Genomic DNA, 14,267 nt, shown 5'->3' on the forward strand with positions numbered 1-14,267 from the left:
CGCCTCACGGTTTGGCCTTGCGCAGGTGCTCGGGGGTCGCTAGAACGGTCTTGATCTTGTTGCCGTCCTTCACCGCCAGCACGCACGCCCGACCCTGTTTGCCCATGACCGTTCCGGTCTTTCCGTGGAAGCGGATGGAGGGCATGCCGTGGTGGATGCTCGGATCGAGAATGATATTGGCCTTCTCTCCCACTTCGAAAACCTGGAACTCGTGGGTGATAGGTGATAGCCCTCTATCTCTTGGGCGCCTGCTGAGTATCTGCCTCGACTTCTTCCTCGGGCCGTGTGATGATCTTACCATGTTGATCCCTCGCTTGGTCGGCGACCTCTATCACGTCCAGCGCCTTTACTTCGCAGGCCACGCCAAGGAGCTCGGAGAGCGACGGTCTCGTGCGTCCCTGGTCCCCGTGCACGAACTCCTTCACATAGGTGCCGGATTCCGTGCGTAGGCGAAGCACCAGGTCCTCGTCATCGAACTCCTCGACCACGAGGTCCACGATCTCCCGCTCCCGGGCCAAATCCGCGCGCCTGTGAGCGACACGGGTTGGCGTCTGCTGGGTGATGCGTATTCGCTTCAGCGACGAGAGAACCTCATTCAATGTTCGCTTATTAACTTTGTCCTTCAATTGGACGTGGACCCTATACACTTTCTCAGGGGATGCGGCCTTGATCTGGCGTACCTCTTCGCGGGTGGAATATCGCAATGGTCCCACGACCTCGACCATGTCCGGGGAGCTATCGTTGACCTCCTTGAGCAGGGCGGTAAGGTCCAGATCGCGTTTCTTAGGGTGACGCACCTCGAGCACGAACGGTCTGCCATTTCCGAGCATGCGGGCATCGATGTCCTCCCGTCCCATGCCGTGGAAGAAGTGATCTTCTCCTTGCGCAGCGCGGAGCAGAGGTGCGCCGATGATCTCTTGCACGCTGGTCTGGTACATCTTGCCGGTGCCGCCGCACTTCTGGCATCCCTTGCCGCGGCACATGTTGCAAGGCCAGCGCGTCTGCGGTATCTCTCTTGATAGCTTCTTGTAGCGGCCGTAGACGAACAACGGGGCGACGTCCAGAGACACGTGGCTGAAACGGGTGTCCACCAGCGCCACAACCTCCGGGGCGGCGAACTCCACCTTCTTGCCGGTCCTCTCCTCCACCAGCTTGCCGATCTCCTGGTTGAGCTCGGCTTTTATGGTCTCCGCTTTCTCCTGGCCGACGTCCGACCAGACCCTTTCCTCTCTCTCGGTGACCAGGGGGTCGACCCGCGTCCCGACCAGGAAATTGTGATACTCGATGGAGGAGAGCTTCTCCTCCACCGCCTCCGCGAAGCGAGGCACCATGTCGAAGAGCTCCTCGCAGACGAAGCATTTCTGATGAGGGACGAGCGGCTCCTTTTCCTCCAAGGCGCGTTGGAAGTCCAATGCCATGCGCAGGGACTTGCCTCTTTCTTCATTGGAGAGGCCGGTGTCCACGTGCGCGAAGATGCGCCCTAGGCAGTGATCGCACAGGTCGCGTTGCAGCGCCTTCTCCGCCCGCTCTAGTAACTCGTTCATTTCAGGGTGCGTGAAAGCGGGCCGCTTTAAAACCTCTTGCCTTCTTGCGCCTGTACTAGTGGCCGATCTCCAGACCGTCCGGTGGTCCCCGATGTGCACCAAGACGGTGAAGTCTCACTTAATAACATATTGATTTAAATACTGAATATGCTTAACACGATGATGATGCTTAATGACATACTAGACGAACTCCGGAGCACGCTTCTGGATCGCGCGAACCTAAGGAGCCTTCCCGAGTCCGTCTGGAAACAGGTGGCGATCCTGAACACCTGGGGCACCAACTCCATCGAAGGGAACACCCTCAGCCTAGAGGAGGTGCGCGTCGTGCTGGAGGCGCAGCGGAGTGTCCCCGGACGGCCTATCCGAGACGTCATCGAGACGGTGCAGCACGAGGCGGCGTTTCGCGGGCTCCTGCTTCGGCTGGACGCTCCGATCACGCTCGTCACAGTGAAAGAGTTGCACGAGCAGGTGTTCAGAGGGATCAAGGTCGATGCCGGTCAGTGGAGAAGGGTCAATGTGCGGATTGCTGGCAGCAAGCACACCCCGCCCCGCCTGGAGAAGGTGGTGGTGGAGATGGAGAAGTGGGAGAGGGCTTACGACCAGAAGGACCGCGATGGCACGAACGTTTTCGCATTGGCGGCTCAGATGCACTCCGAGTTCGAGAGGATACATGCCTTCAGCGACGGGAATGGAAGGGTGGGGAGGCTGCTTCTGAACCTCCACTTCCTCAAGCACAACTGGCCGCCGGTGAGCGTCACGCCTATCGAACGGAAGCGATACCTTGACGCGCTGGAGAAGGCCGACGACGGCGATCCGAGGGAACTGGAGGCGTTGCTCAGGGTGCTGATGGCCTCTTCCTTGCTAGCATTGCTGGACCAAGTGGGTACCGCCGAGGATGCGCTCGTACCTCTGAGAGAGCTGGAGAAGGGCGCGGACCGCTCGGCGAAGTATCTTTCGCTGCGCGCCGGCCAGGGCTATCTTCCGGCGGTCAAGAGGAAAGGGGATTGGCTGTCGAGCAAGAGGGCGCTTCGCCTCTATGACCAGTACCATGCCCGCGGCTAAGGCTCGAATCCCATCTCTACGATCCTCAGCTTCCCTCGACTGCGCTCCAGGAAGCGGTACACGGTGGCGTGCTCGCTGCCCCGCAGAATCATGTCCACCGCTCTCCTGGCGACATCCACCTGCTCCGGCTGTCCGATCATGCCGATGGTGCTGCCGTAGACCGAGACCGTAGCTCCGGTCAGCTCTTCGATGAGGCGCCTGGTCTTGCCGTTGGAGCCTATGACCCTGGCCCTCAGCCTGACCAGGTGCTCGGCCTTGCCGCCCACGTAATCCTTCATGTCGATGAGCTCCAGGTACTCCATGTCGTCCAGGAGGCGGTAGGCGTTCTGAGGGCTGAAGCCCCGGCCTATGGCCTTGACGATGTCCAAGGCCTTCATGCCCGCGACCGGATCGTCCGGATTCTCTTCCACGACCGAGACCTCTCCTTCGGCATCGATGATGAGCTTCAGGCCCAAGCGGGATTCGATGAACGCCTTGGTCTCGCCCTCAGCGCCTATCAATGCTCCGATCCTTTCCTTGGGGATGCGTACCGCTTTCATTTCTTTCCCTTCGTTATCTGCTTGAGAGTAGTCTCATCGTCCAGCACGTCCACGTCCAGAGAGCGGAAGTAGCGGTTGACGTTGCTTATATCCCTTCTCAGGAACTCAATGGCGTTGGGATGGTCGAGCGTCATCGCTTGGCCGCAGTCGATTATCACCGGGCCGTCCATCCAGAGGATGTTGTATTCGCTCAGGTCCCCGTGCACGAGCTTCGCCTTCTGATAGGCGAGGCGCATGTACTTGAGGATGAGCTTGTAGGTCTTCGTCGGCTCTTCCAGGATGACGTTGCGGAGCATGGGGGCGGGCATGTCCTCCGTGCCGAGGTATTCCATGAGCAGGAGGTTGTTGTGGAATCTGATCGCCGCTGGCACGCGGACCTTGGCCTCCTGAAGGCGAAGCAGGTTGCGATACTCCTTCGTCGCCCAGGCCATGATGATCTTGCGCCTTGATCCTCGCAGTCCGATGAACCTCTGGTCCCCCTCGATATAGCGGGCGATGCGCTTGAACGTCAAGTTGGAGGTGCGGTAGATCTTCAGGGCGAAGCGCTTGCCTTCCGGCGAGGTTATTCGGAAGACGTTCGCCTCCTTGCCAGTGGAGATGGGAAAATCGACCGATTCTATGTAGCCCTCCTTCATCAGCTTGTATATGCTCATCAGGGCAGGTTTGTCGAAGACCTCGTCCAAAGTCTTGCGGTCCTCCGCATCGACCGCGCCGTACTCCTTCGACTTGATGCGCTGCACCGTGTGCTCGAGCGTTCTATAAGCGTCGTCTTGGCGAGGCATCTTGCCTCCTTCCTTCCTAGAAGACGTCCAAGCTCTTCGGCAGCGCCTTCTTCCGACTAAGGTAAGAAGCCTGCGTCTTCGTGTAGCGGTAGCGGATGTCGGCCTTCTCGTCCTGGAAGTCCCAGGGCTTGACGATGACCAGGTCGCCCTCTCGGATCCACATGCGCTTGCGGATCTTGCCCGGGATGCGGCCCATGCGCGACTTGCCGTCGGCGCACATGACCTTGATCCTCGAGGCGCCAAGGAGCTGATCGGCGATGCCGAACATCTCCCCCTCCTTCTTGTTCGGGTAGGGGGTGCGGAGGATCTCCTCCTGGACCGCGGCCGCGTCCTGTGGTTTCTTGTATTTATTATCTGGACTCAAACTGTGCCTCCGTGAGGTATTTGGCACATAAGGAGTGCGTATATAAAAGGATACGCTGGAAGGGGTGGGAGGGGAGGGCGAGAAGAGCGGCGCTCATTGTGCGTTGTGGATAGTGAGGGCCTCGACTGGATGGCGGTTGGCGAACTCGATGGCCGCCAAGGTTTAAGTAGCGCGTCCATATAATGAGGCAAACCCAAGCTCCCGTAGTGTAGTCCGGTCAATCATGTTGGCCTTTCGAGTCAACGACTCGGGTTCAAATCCCGGCGGGAGCACTATCAACTATATCCAGACAAATAATCATTCTGCTTTATCAAAACGTTTTCTACACTTTGTGTCATGTTCATGGCTGGCTTCGACCATGCGGCGCATAGTCTCCTTCCGGCGTCGAACGCTTCTATGTCGGCGTAGAGCGTTGCGTAATGTCCAGCGATGAATACCCAAGCCGTTTCGGTTCGTTTGGCATCGAAGAGGGGTCTTCTTCACGGTCAAAGATGCGAAGGCGCTCCGGAAGTCCTTCAACCGGAAGGCGATCCCGGAGCACTCAACGAGGGATGCGGGAAAAAAGCCCCAGTTTTTCTGACCCTTGGGTCGGTGTTCTGGTTTCAGAGATATTGGCTCTAACGCTGAACTACTTATTCCATCGGATATCATGGTTAGCCAGTCGTTTCATTTCTATTACCCATAGGAAGGATTACTGGGGTTTAGCGTCAAAGCCATTTATGGCTTGCTTAGAAGCAGGCATCAGGGCAGTTGGCCGGCCCGGCCCCATCCTTGGGATGGACCAGAGCAATGCTCTCCTCATTGCCTCCGAGTATTTATCCATCCCCCAAATGTAGTTCGCCAATTTGATGGTCCCTAGGATCACGGAGGCGATGATCAGGAGGTAGAAGGCGAATGCGCTATCGGGCGTCAAGCCCAAGGTCAGAGACAAGAGGCCCAGCGTGCCAGCGATGCACATCAAGATGATTCCCAGCATACTTCGTCGGATACATGCTCTTGAAGTCAAGGACCAACAAGTCTAGGTCCCCCTCTAAGCGATATTGACTTCTCTACGTGGGTCTAACAAGAGCCAGGGGCCACGGATATCTTAAGATCCAGTTACTCGGAAGCGATGAAGTCAAGAAATAAGAAGGGGTTTCGCCGTTCGAAAGTCAAAGAGTGCATTTTTGGTTTTGATGGAGCGTCAAGAATAAATGTCTGGATAGGTCGAGATGCATTCCTCGGCGGGATCAATCAGCATTGCCTTGCGGATCACGTCGGAGGAGACGTCGACGACGATTGCCTCGAATCCTAGACGACGCAAGAATCTGGTAGAACGGCCGGCTCCGCATCCGAAGTCCAGTGCCCTTCCTCTTCGCACGTGCTCCGCGATGATCTCTGGCAGGTCTCTAAAGGCCAGATGGTAGGTGCCTGGGAATTCCAGCTTGGCATAGGATTCGGCGCGCTTCGCGTCCCCGTAGACGTTGGTGAACTCCATGCCCCCATCGCCCTGCCATTTTCTGGGGTGTTTACAATCATCCAGGTATTAAAGACCACAGCTGAGAGGTGAATCACTGATCCTCGATCTTTCGGGACACGATGCGTTCCATGCAACCGATCGAACGGAGCCCCTCCTCGATCATGAGCGAAGTCCAAGGACATGGTGGCCTGAAAGATCTCCTGAGTCGGATTGCCAATAAATCCCACAGGAGCATCCTCATAACCATCTGCCCGGGTCCCTCATCAAGGTCCGCCTGAGGGAGTTGCGCTCGTAGCAGATGAAAGCATCAGCCAATCTAAGAGTGGCAACATCTTGATCTCAACGCCCTCGTGCTCCACGACCTCATCGCGGTCCATGTTGATGAGCAGACGGTACTTGGCCTTCAGCTCGGCGGAGCACTTGCTCAATCCTGTCAGCTCGCGCCTCAGAGTGCGCTCGTTCGCCAGGTCATAGCACACCTGGACCGCCTTCACCGCTTCCAGTCCACGCAGCACCACGAAATCCACTTCCGCTCCGGAACGATCCTTCCAATATCGCAATTGCTCGCCCGGCAGCATCTTGCGCATCAGCTCCAAGCAGACCAGGTTCTCCATACTCCTCCCCATATCGCCGGTCCCTAGGATGGCGTAGTGCAGTCCAACATCGCCTGCATATACCTTCCTTGGATACTGCGTCCTGTCCTTCACGCTCATGGAGTGTATCTGCAGGAAATGGAAGAGCATGCTGTCTCCCGCGGCCTTCTCCAGCTCTAGTATCTTGTCCTTGCCGATCTTGAACCCCACGCTCTTAAGGAAGTTCAGGCAGGCGGTGGCGGAGAAGTAGGGGCTTTGCAGGAGGTATTTCCCAAAGAGGTCTACCAATGCTGGATCGGTGCCGGTAGCGCCGGCCACATCCAAAGCGAGTATCTCGCGCTGGTATTCGGACAGGATGCGCACTCTCTCCAGCTCAGTCTTCTGCAACACCACTTCTGGAAAGCTGCCGTATCGCAGGTGGTCCTCGAGCGCCCTTTCCAGCTTTCCTGTTCCTGCCGTCGTCCTTTCGACCTTCACTCCCGTGAACCGGAGCCTCTCCCGGTAGGAGAGGGGGAGGACATCGAAGTATACGGAGCGGCCGCGAAGCGGACGGCTGGGCGTGCGGATGTTGCTTCTCGATGACGTCACGATGATGTGCAGATGATCTTTGGCAAGCTCGTGCATTCGTGCCAACCAGCCATCCCAATCCTTCGCCGCGGTGATTTCGTCTATCAGAAGGTATCCTTCGTCCCCGAAGCGCTTGATTACCTGGTCCAGGAGATTCGGCTCGTTCTTCAACCGACTGTCCTCGGCGTTCACGAAGGTGGCGCTCTCGCCCTTGGAGATCAGTCGCTGCAGGATGAGCATCAGCAGGCTCGACTTGCCTGACCTTCTGACCCCGGTGAGGGTGACGATCTTGTTCTTCGATGACCCTATTACCATATCCAGTGGTAGGTCTCGAGGGATAAGCACTTTCTTCGCCGCATATTCGTTCCATTCATCAAGGATAGGGGCTATTTCCATTGAATCGTCCTATTGTAGGACGCAATATATAAATTTTCGTCCTGCCGTAGGACGATTTGAAGGACGGAAGGCCCTCCCTAAGCCTTAGGTCCCGATGTGGGAACACAGCCGTCTCTGAAGAACTGGTCGCATTCGGGTCTTCTTCATCCTCATGAAACTCAGTGACAGCAAGCGCCCTCCCCAGCACGCCCATCAGCCCGGGTCGGCCCTCGCACTCCTGGGAGCATCCTTCGCCAAGAAGGCCAGTACCACGCACGTCAAGCACAATGCGATGCCCACCGTGAATGCCGATTGGAACCCAGACATAAGGTCGGACGTCGAGCTGACGTTCAGACTCGGGACCGACAGCTGGAAGACGGATTCCATGATGGTCAGCCCCACGATGTATCCAAGGTTCCTCATAGTGTTGATGAGGCCAGTGGACACGCCCTCGTCCTCCTTGGGAGTATGGCGCAGGATCAGATTGCTGGCTGGGGACAGGTAGGTACCGAAGCCCATGCCCATGATGAACAGGAACAGGAGCACCAGCGGGATCGCGGTAGATGCGTCGATGGAGGACAGCAGCACGAACGCCAGGACGGAGATGAGGCCGCCGTAGATGCACAGCCGGCGAGCGCTCAGCCGGTCGGACATCTTCCCGGCCAGCATACCGAATATCATGACCGCCACGGAGGCGCTCAGCAGCAGGAAGCCGGTGTCGCTGGTGCTCTGCCCCCTCACCAGCTCGAAGTAGAACGGCATCAGCAGGAAAGCCCCGCCGATGGCCCCCATGAGGGCGAACCCGGCCAAGTTCTCATAGATGATGGACTTGTTCTTGACCACGCCCCGGCTGAGCATGGGCGCCTTCCTTCTCCGTTCGTTGGCGAAGAAGCTGATTAGGAAGAGCACGGAAAGGACGAAGAGGACGATGATGGGCATGGACGTCCAACCCAGCTCGGAGCCGTTGTTCAAGGCGAGGAGGAAACAGAACACCGTGGCGAAGAACAGCCCCGCCCCGGGCATGTCGAAGCCTCCACTGTGCTTCTTGTCGGCCGCCGAATCGGCGGGAATGAACTTCAGCCCCATGATGATGGCGATGATGCAGATGGGCACGTTGACGAAGAAGATCCATCTCCAGGAGAGGAACTGGGTGAGCAAGCCGCCGATGACCGGCCCGAGCGCGATACCCAGCGCCATGAAGGTGGAGACCAGGCCCAGACCCTTTCCCTTGCTTTCCAGGGGGAGATAGTGCGAGACCATGGCCAATGTCAGTGCGGCCATAATGGAGCCCCCGACCCCCTGCAGCCCGCGGAAGGCGATCAACATCCCGATATCGGTGGCCAGGCCGCTCAGGATGGAACCGGCGGTGAATACCAACAAGCCAATCAGGAAGATGCGCTTGAATCCTATCGTATCAGCTAGTTTCCCGAACATCAGCAGGAGGCTGCTGAGAAGCAGGCCGTAGATGATGATGATCCAGGAGACCACGCTGGTGGTGGTGTGGAATTCCTTGGTGATGGTGGGCACGGCGATGCTCACGATGCTCGCGTCCAGCGAGGACATGAACGTGGCCAGGGCGATCGAGACCAACATGAACACCTGCGCCCTGCTCCATTTCCCGGCTTTGGTGGACAAATGCCACACCCTTGCTGGACACATTCTTATGAAGTATTAATTAATCTACATGGCCGAATATCATGAATGAACGGGGAGATGAACATCTCATTCTCCGAGTGCGCTGAGCGGTGTGCGCCAGGAATGGGTCCAAAGATCGTTCTTAGCTCTTCCCTAGCCGTCTGTCGATCCTCTCTGCCAGGCACGGATGGCCTTTCACCCTTTGCCCCAGTCGATCGAAGACCTTTCCTTCCTTTAGAACCACATCCCCGTCCACGATCGTCCTTATGCTCTCCATGAGCAGGTGCGCCTCCCTCTTCAGCTCCTCCGCCCTTATCGCCTTCACCAGCTCTTCCTTGGACGAGTAGCTCGAGCGCAGCTTCTTCGTTTCAAAGGAATCGTACGCCAACGGCTCTCCCCTATCCAGTTCGGCCGTGCACAGATGCACCGTCGCTCCGTAGCGCTCATCCTCATTCTCCACCACCTGTCCCACGATCTCCTCCCAGGTGCCCTTATAGGTATCCGGGAGCGCGGGATGCAGGTTGATGATTGTGTATCTTCTGCACGTCTCAGGATCGATGATCAGCATCCAGCCCGCCAAGACCCCGAAATCCATTTCGTATTTCGAGATGCGCTGCCGCAGCTCTTTCCCGTAGGCATCGCGCCACGCCCCGATATCTTCCTCCTTCAGCTCCAGCCTGAACGTGTCCGAAGGAAGGATGATGACAGGGATGCCTCCCTCCTTGGCCATTTCTATTATCTTCATGCGATATTGATTTCCCTTCACGTCCCGGTTGATGAAGACGAAGGACAGCTTGGCTTTGATCTCACCTTTCTTTACGCTCTCAATCATGGTGTTGAAGAGATTGTACGAACCGGAGCCTCTTGCGGTGGTGAACCAGCCGATCTTCTTCATGCCTGTCATCCTGATCCCATAATGACCGACCGCATCATATCATAACTGCGGCGTTCTTCTTCGATTGTTCTCCTGTCCCCTCATCTCCAGCGAGCCCCAGCCCCGGTTTGATCCAGGCAACGTGGCATGTTTTGGCATGTCGCGCTCCTTGAGAGCCAGGTCGCTTGCTGCTTCCTCAGTGCTCCGGCGTTAGGTCGCCAGACTTAATATAGCGCCCCATTGATGCGCCTCAAGCGCGATAATCAGGTGTTCGCCATGCCTATCATCGAAACCAGATCCGTCAACAAGGTCTACGTCACCGGCCCGGTCCGAGTGGAGGCGCTCAAGAACGTCTCATTGTCCATCGACCAGGGCGAGATGGTGGCGGTCATGGGGCCATCAGGCTGTGGCAAGACCACGCTCCTGAACTGCCTTTCCGGCATCGACGACGTCACCTCTGGCCAGGTGTTCGTCGAAGGTAAGGAGATCACGGCCATGAATGATGACGCCAAGACCATCTTCCGAGCGAAGCGTATGGGCTTCGTCTTTCAATTCTTCAATCTTCTTCCCGTGCTCACGGCCGAAGAGAACGTGGAGCTGCCGCTGCTCCTCACGGATGAGAATAGCAAAGATGCCAGGAATACCGCCCTGGACCTGCTGACCGAGGTCGGCTTGAAGGATCGCGCCAAGATGCGCCCCGCTTCTCTTTCTGGAGGAGAAAGGCAAAGGGTGACCATCGCCCGGGCATTGGTCAACAAGCCGGCGCTCATTTGGGCCGACGAGCCGACAGGCAACCTGGACAAGAAGACGGCCGACGAGGTCGTCGCCCTGATGCGCAAGCTCAACAAGGAGAACGGGGAGACGTTCGTCATCGTGACCCACGACCCCGAGGTCGGAGCGGCCTGCGACCGCATCGTGTACATGCGCGACGGCCTGATCGTGAATGAGAACGGCAGCGTCCAGCAAGTGGCCAGTGAGATCCGTAGGCTAGGGTGAACCCTTGGTCAAGCTCGTCCCGCTGGCTACACTGGCAATCGCCGTGGTCGGCATCCTGCTCGCTTTCTCCTTCCTGCCCATGTTCATCGCCCTCCTGGTCTCGATAGCCATCGCCATCGCCTTGGTCTTCTGGGACGCCAGGAGACACAAGATCCTCTTCACCATGGCCACCCGGAACATCCTCCGGCGCAAGGGCACGACCGCATTGGTCATCGGCGGCCTGATGATCGGCACGGCCATCATCTCCACCTCCTTGGTCGTCGGCGACACCATGAACAACATGATCGTGAAGCAGGCCACCAACTCCCTGGGCGAGGTGGACTTCGGGGTGGGTGCGCCGATCGAGGGCTACCACTACTTCAATCAGTCGTTCCTTGGCCCCGTCGCCACCGAGATCGACCAGGTGCAGCACGTGGAGGCCTCCGACACCCTCGTCCGAGATAGTGCGGCCATCAAGGACCTGGCCAACGGGCTCTCCAATCCCTCTTTCACTGTGCTCGGTCTGAACGGCACCGTGGTCCAGCACTTCGGTTCCTTCTACGCTCTGAACGGCACCCAGGTAAGCGTTGCTCCCGGCCTGACCGAGATCTACCTGAATCAAAGGGCGGCCAAGGACCTGGACGCTCACGCCGGGGACTCCGTCGCCTTGTACAAAGGAGGTATGCCGGTCATTCTGACGGTGTCCTTGATCATCAAAGATCAGGGGTTGGGCGCTTTCGGATCCGCCAATACTATATTCATGGACATCTCCACCGCGCAAGTCCTCACCCAGCATCCCGGGCAGAGCAACTATATCTTCGTCTCGCTGCCGGGAGCGGGGGACGACGGCCTGGTTTACGCAGACCAGGTCAGAAAGGGCATCAATGACATCTTGACCCCGCTGGAACAGAGCACCAACCTCAAGATCGTCTCCGACAAAGCCAAGGATATCGAGAATGCGAAGAGCATGTCGGCCATGTTCACCAGCCTGTTCTTCGTGTTCGGGGCGTTCTCCATCATCGCCGGCGTCGCCTTGGTCGTCAACATCTTCACCATGTTGGGCGAGGAAAGGAAAGGAGAGATGGGCGTGGCCCGGGCCATTGGCATGAGGCGTGCGCAGCTCAGGCGGCTCTTCACCTACGAGGGCACGATATACGCCGCCCTGGCCGCCGCCATAGGCTCGGTGCTGGGCGTCATCCTTGCCTATGTCATCGTGTGGGCCATGAGCGGCATGTTCCAGTTCGCCGACTTCTCCTTCAACCTGGTCGAGTACTTCACCTTCGCCCCTATTTCCTTGGTCCTGGGATACTTGGCCGGGTTCTCGCTCACCATCATCACGGTGTACCTCTCCACCCGAAGGATATCCATGCTGAACATCGTGCGGGCGATCAGGAGCATCCCCGAGCCGCCCGTTCCCCGAGAGGACAAGCGAGCGTTCCGCATCGGACTGCTCTTGCTGGTCGGCGGTGTCGCTTTCCTATCCCTGGGCATCAGCCTGGAGAAGCTGGCCTACGCATCCTCTGGCCTCTCGATGATCACCATCTCTCTGGGGTTCATACTCAGGAGGGTCATCAGCGAACGGATCGCCTGGAGCTTGGCCGGTCTGCTCACCTTGATCGTCTGGCTCCCCCTCCCCAACGGCGTCAAGATATTCCCTTACACCGCGGACATAGAGATGTTCGTCATCGCCGGGCTGTTCCTGGTGACCTCGGCGCTGCTCATCATCATGTTCAACTCCGATTCCATCATCTACGTGCTCACCAAGCTCTTCCGGGTCAGGAAGGAGTACCGGGCGGTCCTGAAGACCGCCATATCCTACCCTCTGAAGGCGAAGTTCAGGACCGCCATAAGCATCTTCATCTTCGGGCTGGTGATCTTCACCGTGACGACGCTCTCGGTCATCTCCGGCATGATATCCGTGAACGTCGACAGGATGGTGCAGGACACCTCCGGCGGCTTCGACGTCATCTCTTTCACCAGCGGCACATCGCCCATCATGGACGAACCGTGGCAGCAACTGAACGCCACCGGCTCGGTGCTGGCAGGAAGCAACCTGACCAGTCTCATACCCCTGCCCGCGGCCCTGGGGCTGCTCAACACCTCGTCCGTCGATCCAATCACGCAGGCGATCACTTACAAAGACAGGCCGTATCAGGTCATCGGCTTCGATCATCGGCTCTACTCTCAGAGCAACTACCGGCTGGCTCAGTGGAACTCCAGTCTGTACGGAAGCGAGAAGGCGGTCTGGCAGGCGGTGCAGACGAACAGCTCGCTAGTTATCGTGGATGGTAGCGTGGCACCCTCCAACGCCTTCGGGGGCGGCATGGGGCCGTCAGGAGCGCAGAGCATAGTGCTCCATGTGGGCGAGGTGGTCAAGCTGAAGCGACCCTACGGACCGACCTACGAGGTCACCATCGCTGGGATCATGACCCAGAGCGCATTGCAGGGCTTCTTCATGGGGAACCAGACGGTGGAAGCGAGATTCGGCGCGGTGGGCTACGCCCTGCTGCTGGTCAAGTTCCAGCCCGGTCTGGACGTTGGAGCGCAGGCCGTGCTCTTGGAGAAAGCGTTCCTGGCCAACGGCCTGCAGACCATCGACATCCAGGCCCTGGCGAAGCAGATAACCAGCATCATCAACAGCATGTTCACCCTGTTCGAGGCGTTCCTGGGGATGGGGTTGATCATCGGGATATCCGGTCTGGGCATCATCACCATCCGTTCCATCCACGAAAGGAGGATCGAGATAGGCATGATGCGCGCCATCGGCTATCGCAAGAAGATGGTGGTGGCCAACTTCGCCATCGAATCGGCGTTCATCTCCCTGCTGGGGATCACCATAGGTTCGATCCTGGGCATCGTGGTCGGATACCAGCTGTGGGAGACCAGCCTGCAGCCCAGCGGTTTCACCTGGGTGCTGGACATGTGGCCGATCTTGTTCGTCGGCCTGCTGTCCTTCGGCGCCACCATCCTGAGCGTGTATCCGGCGGCCAGAGGAGCAAGCAAAGTATCGCCGGCCGAGGTCCTCAGGTTCGAGTGAGCGGAAGTCACGTCACCTTCCGTGCCAAAGTCCGAGACCCAGGTCTATGCGACTTCACCCAGCTTGCCGTCCCCGGCCGTTCGAGAAATGGAGGAAGTGGTTGCCATATATGCATCGTCCAATCTGCTTTAAGAGGCAGGGTCCGAATAAATACATTCTGAAGGATAGATACAAATAGCCTGGATGACGCTGAGGTGATGGGGTCCATGCAGAGCGGACGGAAGGTGGCCGTTGTTCTCATTTGCTTGGTGATCGTCCTTGCGAGCGGTGCCTTGGTCGTGGTCTTAGGGAACCAGTCCTCGGCGAACGACTTCGCATCTCAGCTCTCAATCATTAAGAAGAAGGCCTTGTACGCTCACGCCAGCTTCGGCATCGTGGTGTACGACCCTGCCAACAATCGCACGCTTTACTCCGAGAACGAGGAATCGATGTTCGTGCCCGGTTCCACGACCAAGCTGTTC

The 14,267-nt window shown here is 58.0% G+C and carries 13 protein-coding genes and 1 tRNA gene; 5 read left to right on the forward strand and 9 right to left on the reverse strand.

Translation table 11 applies throughout. The annotated features are described in order from the left end of the window. Nucleotides 1–4 precede the first annotated feature (4 nt). Both NT137_07905 and NT137_07910 read right to left on the reverse strand, forming a co-directional pair. Nucleotides 5–301, reverse strand: a complete 297-nt coding sequence (locus NT137_07905; protein ID MCX6653255.1) for a 50S ribosomal protein L21e — start codon at nt 299–301, stop codon at nt 5–7. Then, a complete protein-coding gene (locus NT137_07910) occupies nt 234–1,544 on the reverse strand; it encodes a tRNA pseudouridine(54/55) synthase Pus10 (protein MCX6653256.1) in 1,311 nt (436 codons plus the stop codon). The genes NT137_07905 and NT137_07910 overlap by 68 nt, the downstream gene beginning before the upstream one ends. Before the next feature lie 162 nt (nt 1,545–1,706). Between NT137_07910 and NT137_07915 the strand changes: the two genes are divergently transcribed. Beyond that, nucleotides 1,707–2,606: a Fic family protein gene (locus tag NT137_07915; GenBank protein MCX6653257.1), complete on the forward strand. Its 900-nt coding sequence runs from the start codon at nt 1,707–1,709 to the stop codon at nt 2,604–2,606. Here the strand turns inward: NT137_07915 and NT137_07920 are convergent. From NT137_07920 to eif1A, 3 genes are read right to left on the reverse strand one after another with little or no spacing between them, the layout of a single operon-like run. Further along, nucleotides 2,603–3,145, reverse strand: a complete 543-nt coding sequence (locus NT137_07920; GenBank protein MCX6653258.1) for a KH domain-containing protein — start codon at nt 3,143–3,145, stop codon at nt 2,603–2,605. The genes NT137_07915 and NT137_07920 overlap by 4 nt on opposite strands. Next, complete coding sequence (locus tag NT137_07925) at nt 3,142–3,927, reverse strand: serine protein kinase RIO (protein MCX6653259.1); 786 nt, start codon at nt 3,925–3,927, stop codon at nt 3,142–3,144. Before NT137_07925 ends, NT137_07920 begins: the two co-directional genes overlap by 4 nt. 16 nt (nt 3,928–3,943) lie before the next feature. Continuing rightward, nucleotides 3,944–4,291 (reverse strand): translation initiation factor eIF-1A, encoded by a 348-nt coding sequence (gene eif1A / locus NT137_07930; GenBank protein MCX6653260.1) that lies wholly within the window; start codon nt 4,289–4,291, stop codon nt 3,944–3,946. Between the two features lie 197 nt (nt 4,292–4,488). On the opposite strand from eif1A, the gene NT137_07935 reads away from it, so the two are divergent. Beyond that, nucleotides 4,489–4,563 (forward strand) — tRNA-Glu (locus NT137_07935). Nucleotides 4,564–5,474: 911 nt separating this feature from the next. Here the strand turns inward: NT137_07935 and NT137_07940 are convergent. The 4 genes from NT137_07940 to NT137_07955 all read right to left on the reverse strand — a co-directional run bounded on the left by NT137_07940 (nt 5,475) and on the right by NT137_07955 (nt 9,815). After that, nucleotides 5,475–5,768 carry a hypothetical protein gene (locus tag NT137_07940; protein ID MCX6653261.1) on the reverse strand — a complete coding sequence of 98 codons (294 nt, stop codon included), beginning with the start codon at nt 5,766–5,768 and terminating at the stop codon, nt 5,475–5,477. A 245-nt stretch (nt 5,769–6,013) separates the two neighbouring features. After that, nucleotides 6,014–7,306: an ATP-binding protein gene (locus tag NT137_07945; protein ID MCX6653262.1), complete on the reverse strand. Its 1,293-nt coding sequence runs from the start codon at nt 7,304–7,306 to the stop codon at nt 6,014–6,016. A 192-nt stretch (nt 7,307–7,498) separates the two neighbouring features. Continuing rightward, nucleotides 7,499–8,920, reverse strand: coding sequence for an MFS transporter (locus NT137_07950; GenBank protein MCX6653263.1), 1,422 nt, complete (start codon nt 8,918–8,920; stop codon nt 7,499–7,501). A 142-nt stretch (nt 8,921–9,062) separates the two neighbouring features. Beyond that, on the reverse strand, nt 9,063–9,815 hold the full coding sequence (locus tag NT137_07955) for a formyltransferase family protein (GenBank protein MCX6653264.1): 753 nt from the start codon (nt 9,813–9,815) through the stop codon (nt 9,063–9,065). Between the two features lie 255 nt (nt 9,816–10,070). Between NT137_07955 and NT137_07960 the strand changes: the two genes are divergently transcribed. The 3 genes from NT137_07960 to NT137_07970 all read left to right on the forward strand — a co-directional run. After that, nucleotides 10,071–10,790, forward strand: a complete 720-nt coding sequence (locus tag NT137_07960; protein MCX6653265.1) for an ABC transporter ATP-binding protein — start codon at nt 10,071–10,073, stop codon at nt 10,788–10,790. 4 nt (nt 10,791–10,794) lie between these two features. Further along, nucleotides 10,795–13,806, forward strand: coding sequence for an FtsX-like permease family protein (locus NT137_07965; protein MCX6653266.1), 3,012 nt, complete (start codon nt 10,795–10,797; stop codon nt 13,804–13,806). A gap of 206 nt (nt 13,807–14,012) precedes the next feature. Further along, nucleotides 14,013–14,267, forward strand: a 255-nt coding sequence (locus NT137_07970) for a hypothetical protein (protein MCX6653267.1), incomplete at its 3' end; no start/stop codon positions are given.

The organism is Methanomassiliicoccales archaeon (genome assembly GCA_026394375.1).
In the GTDB taxonomy this organism is placed as follows: Archaea; Thermoplasmatota; Thermoplasmata; order Methanomassiliicoccales; family UBA472; genus JAJRAL01.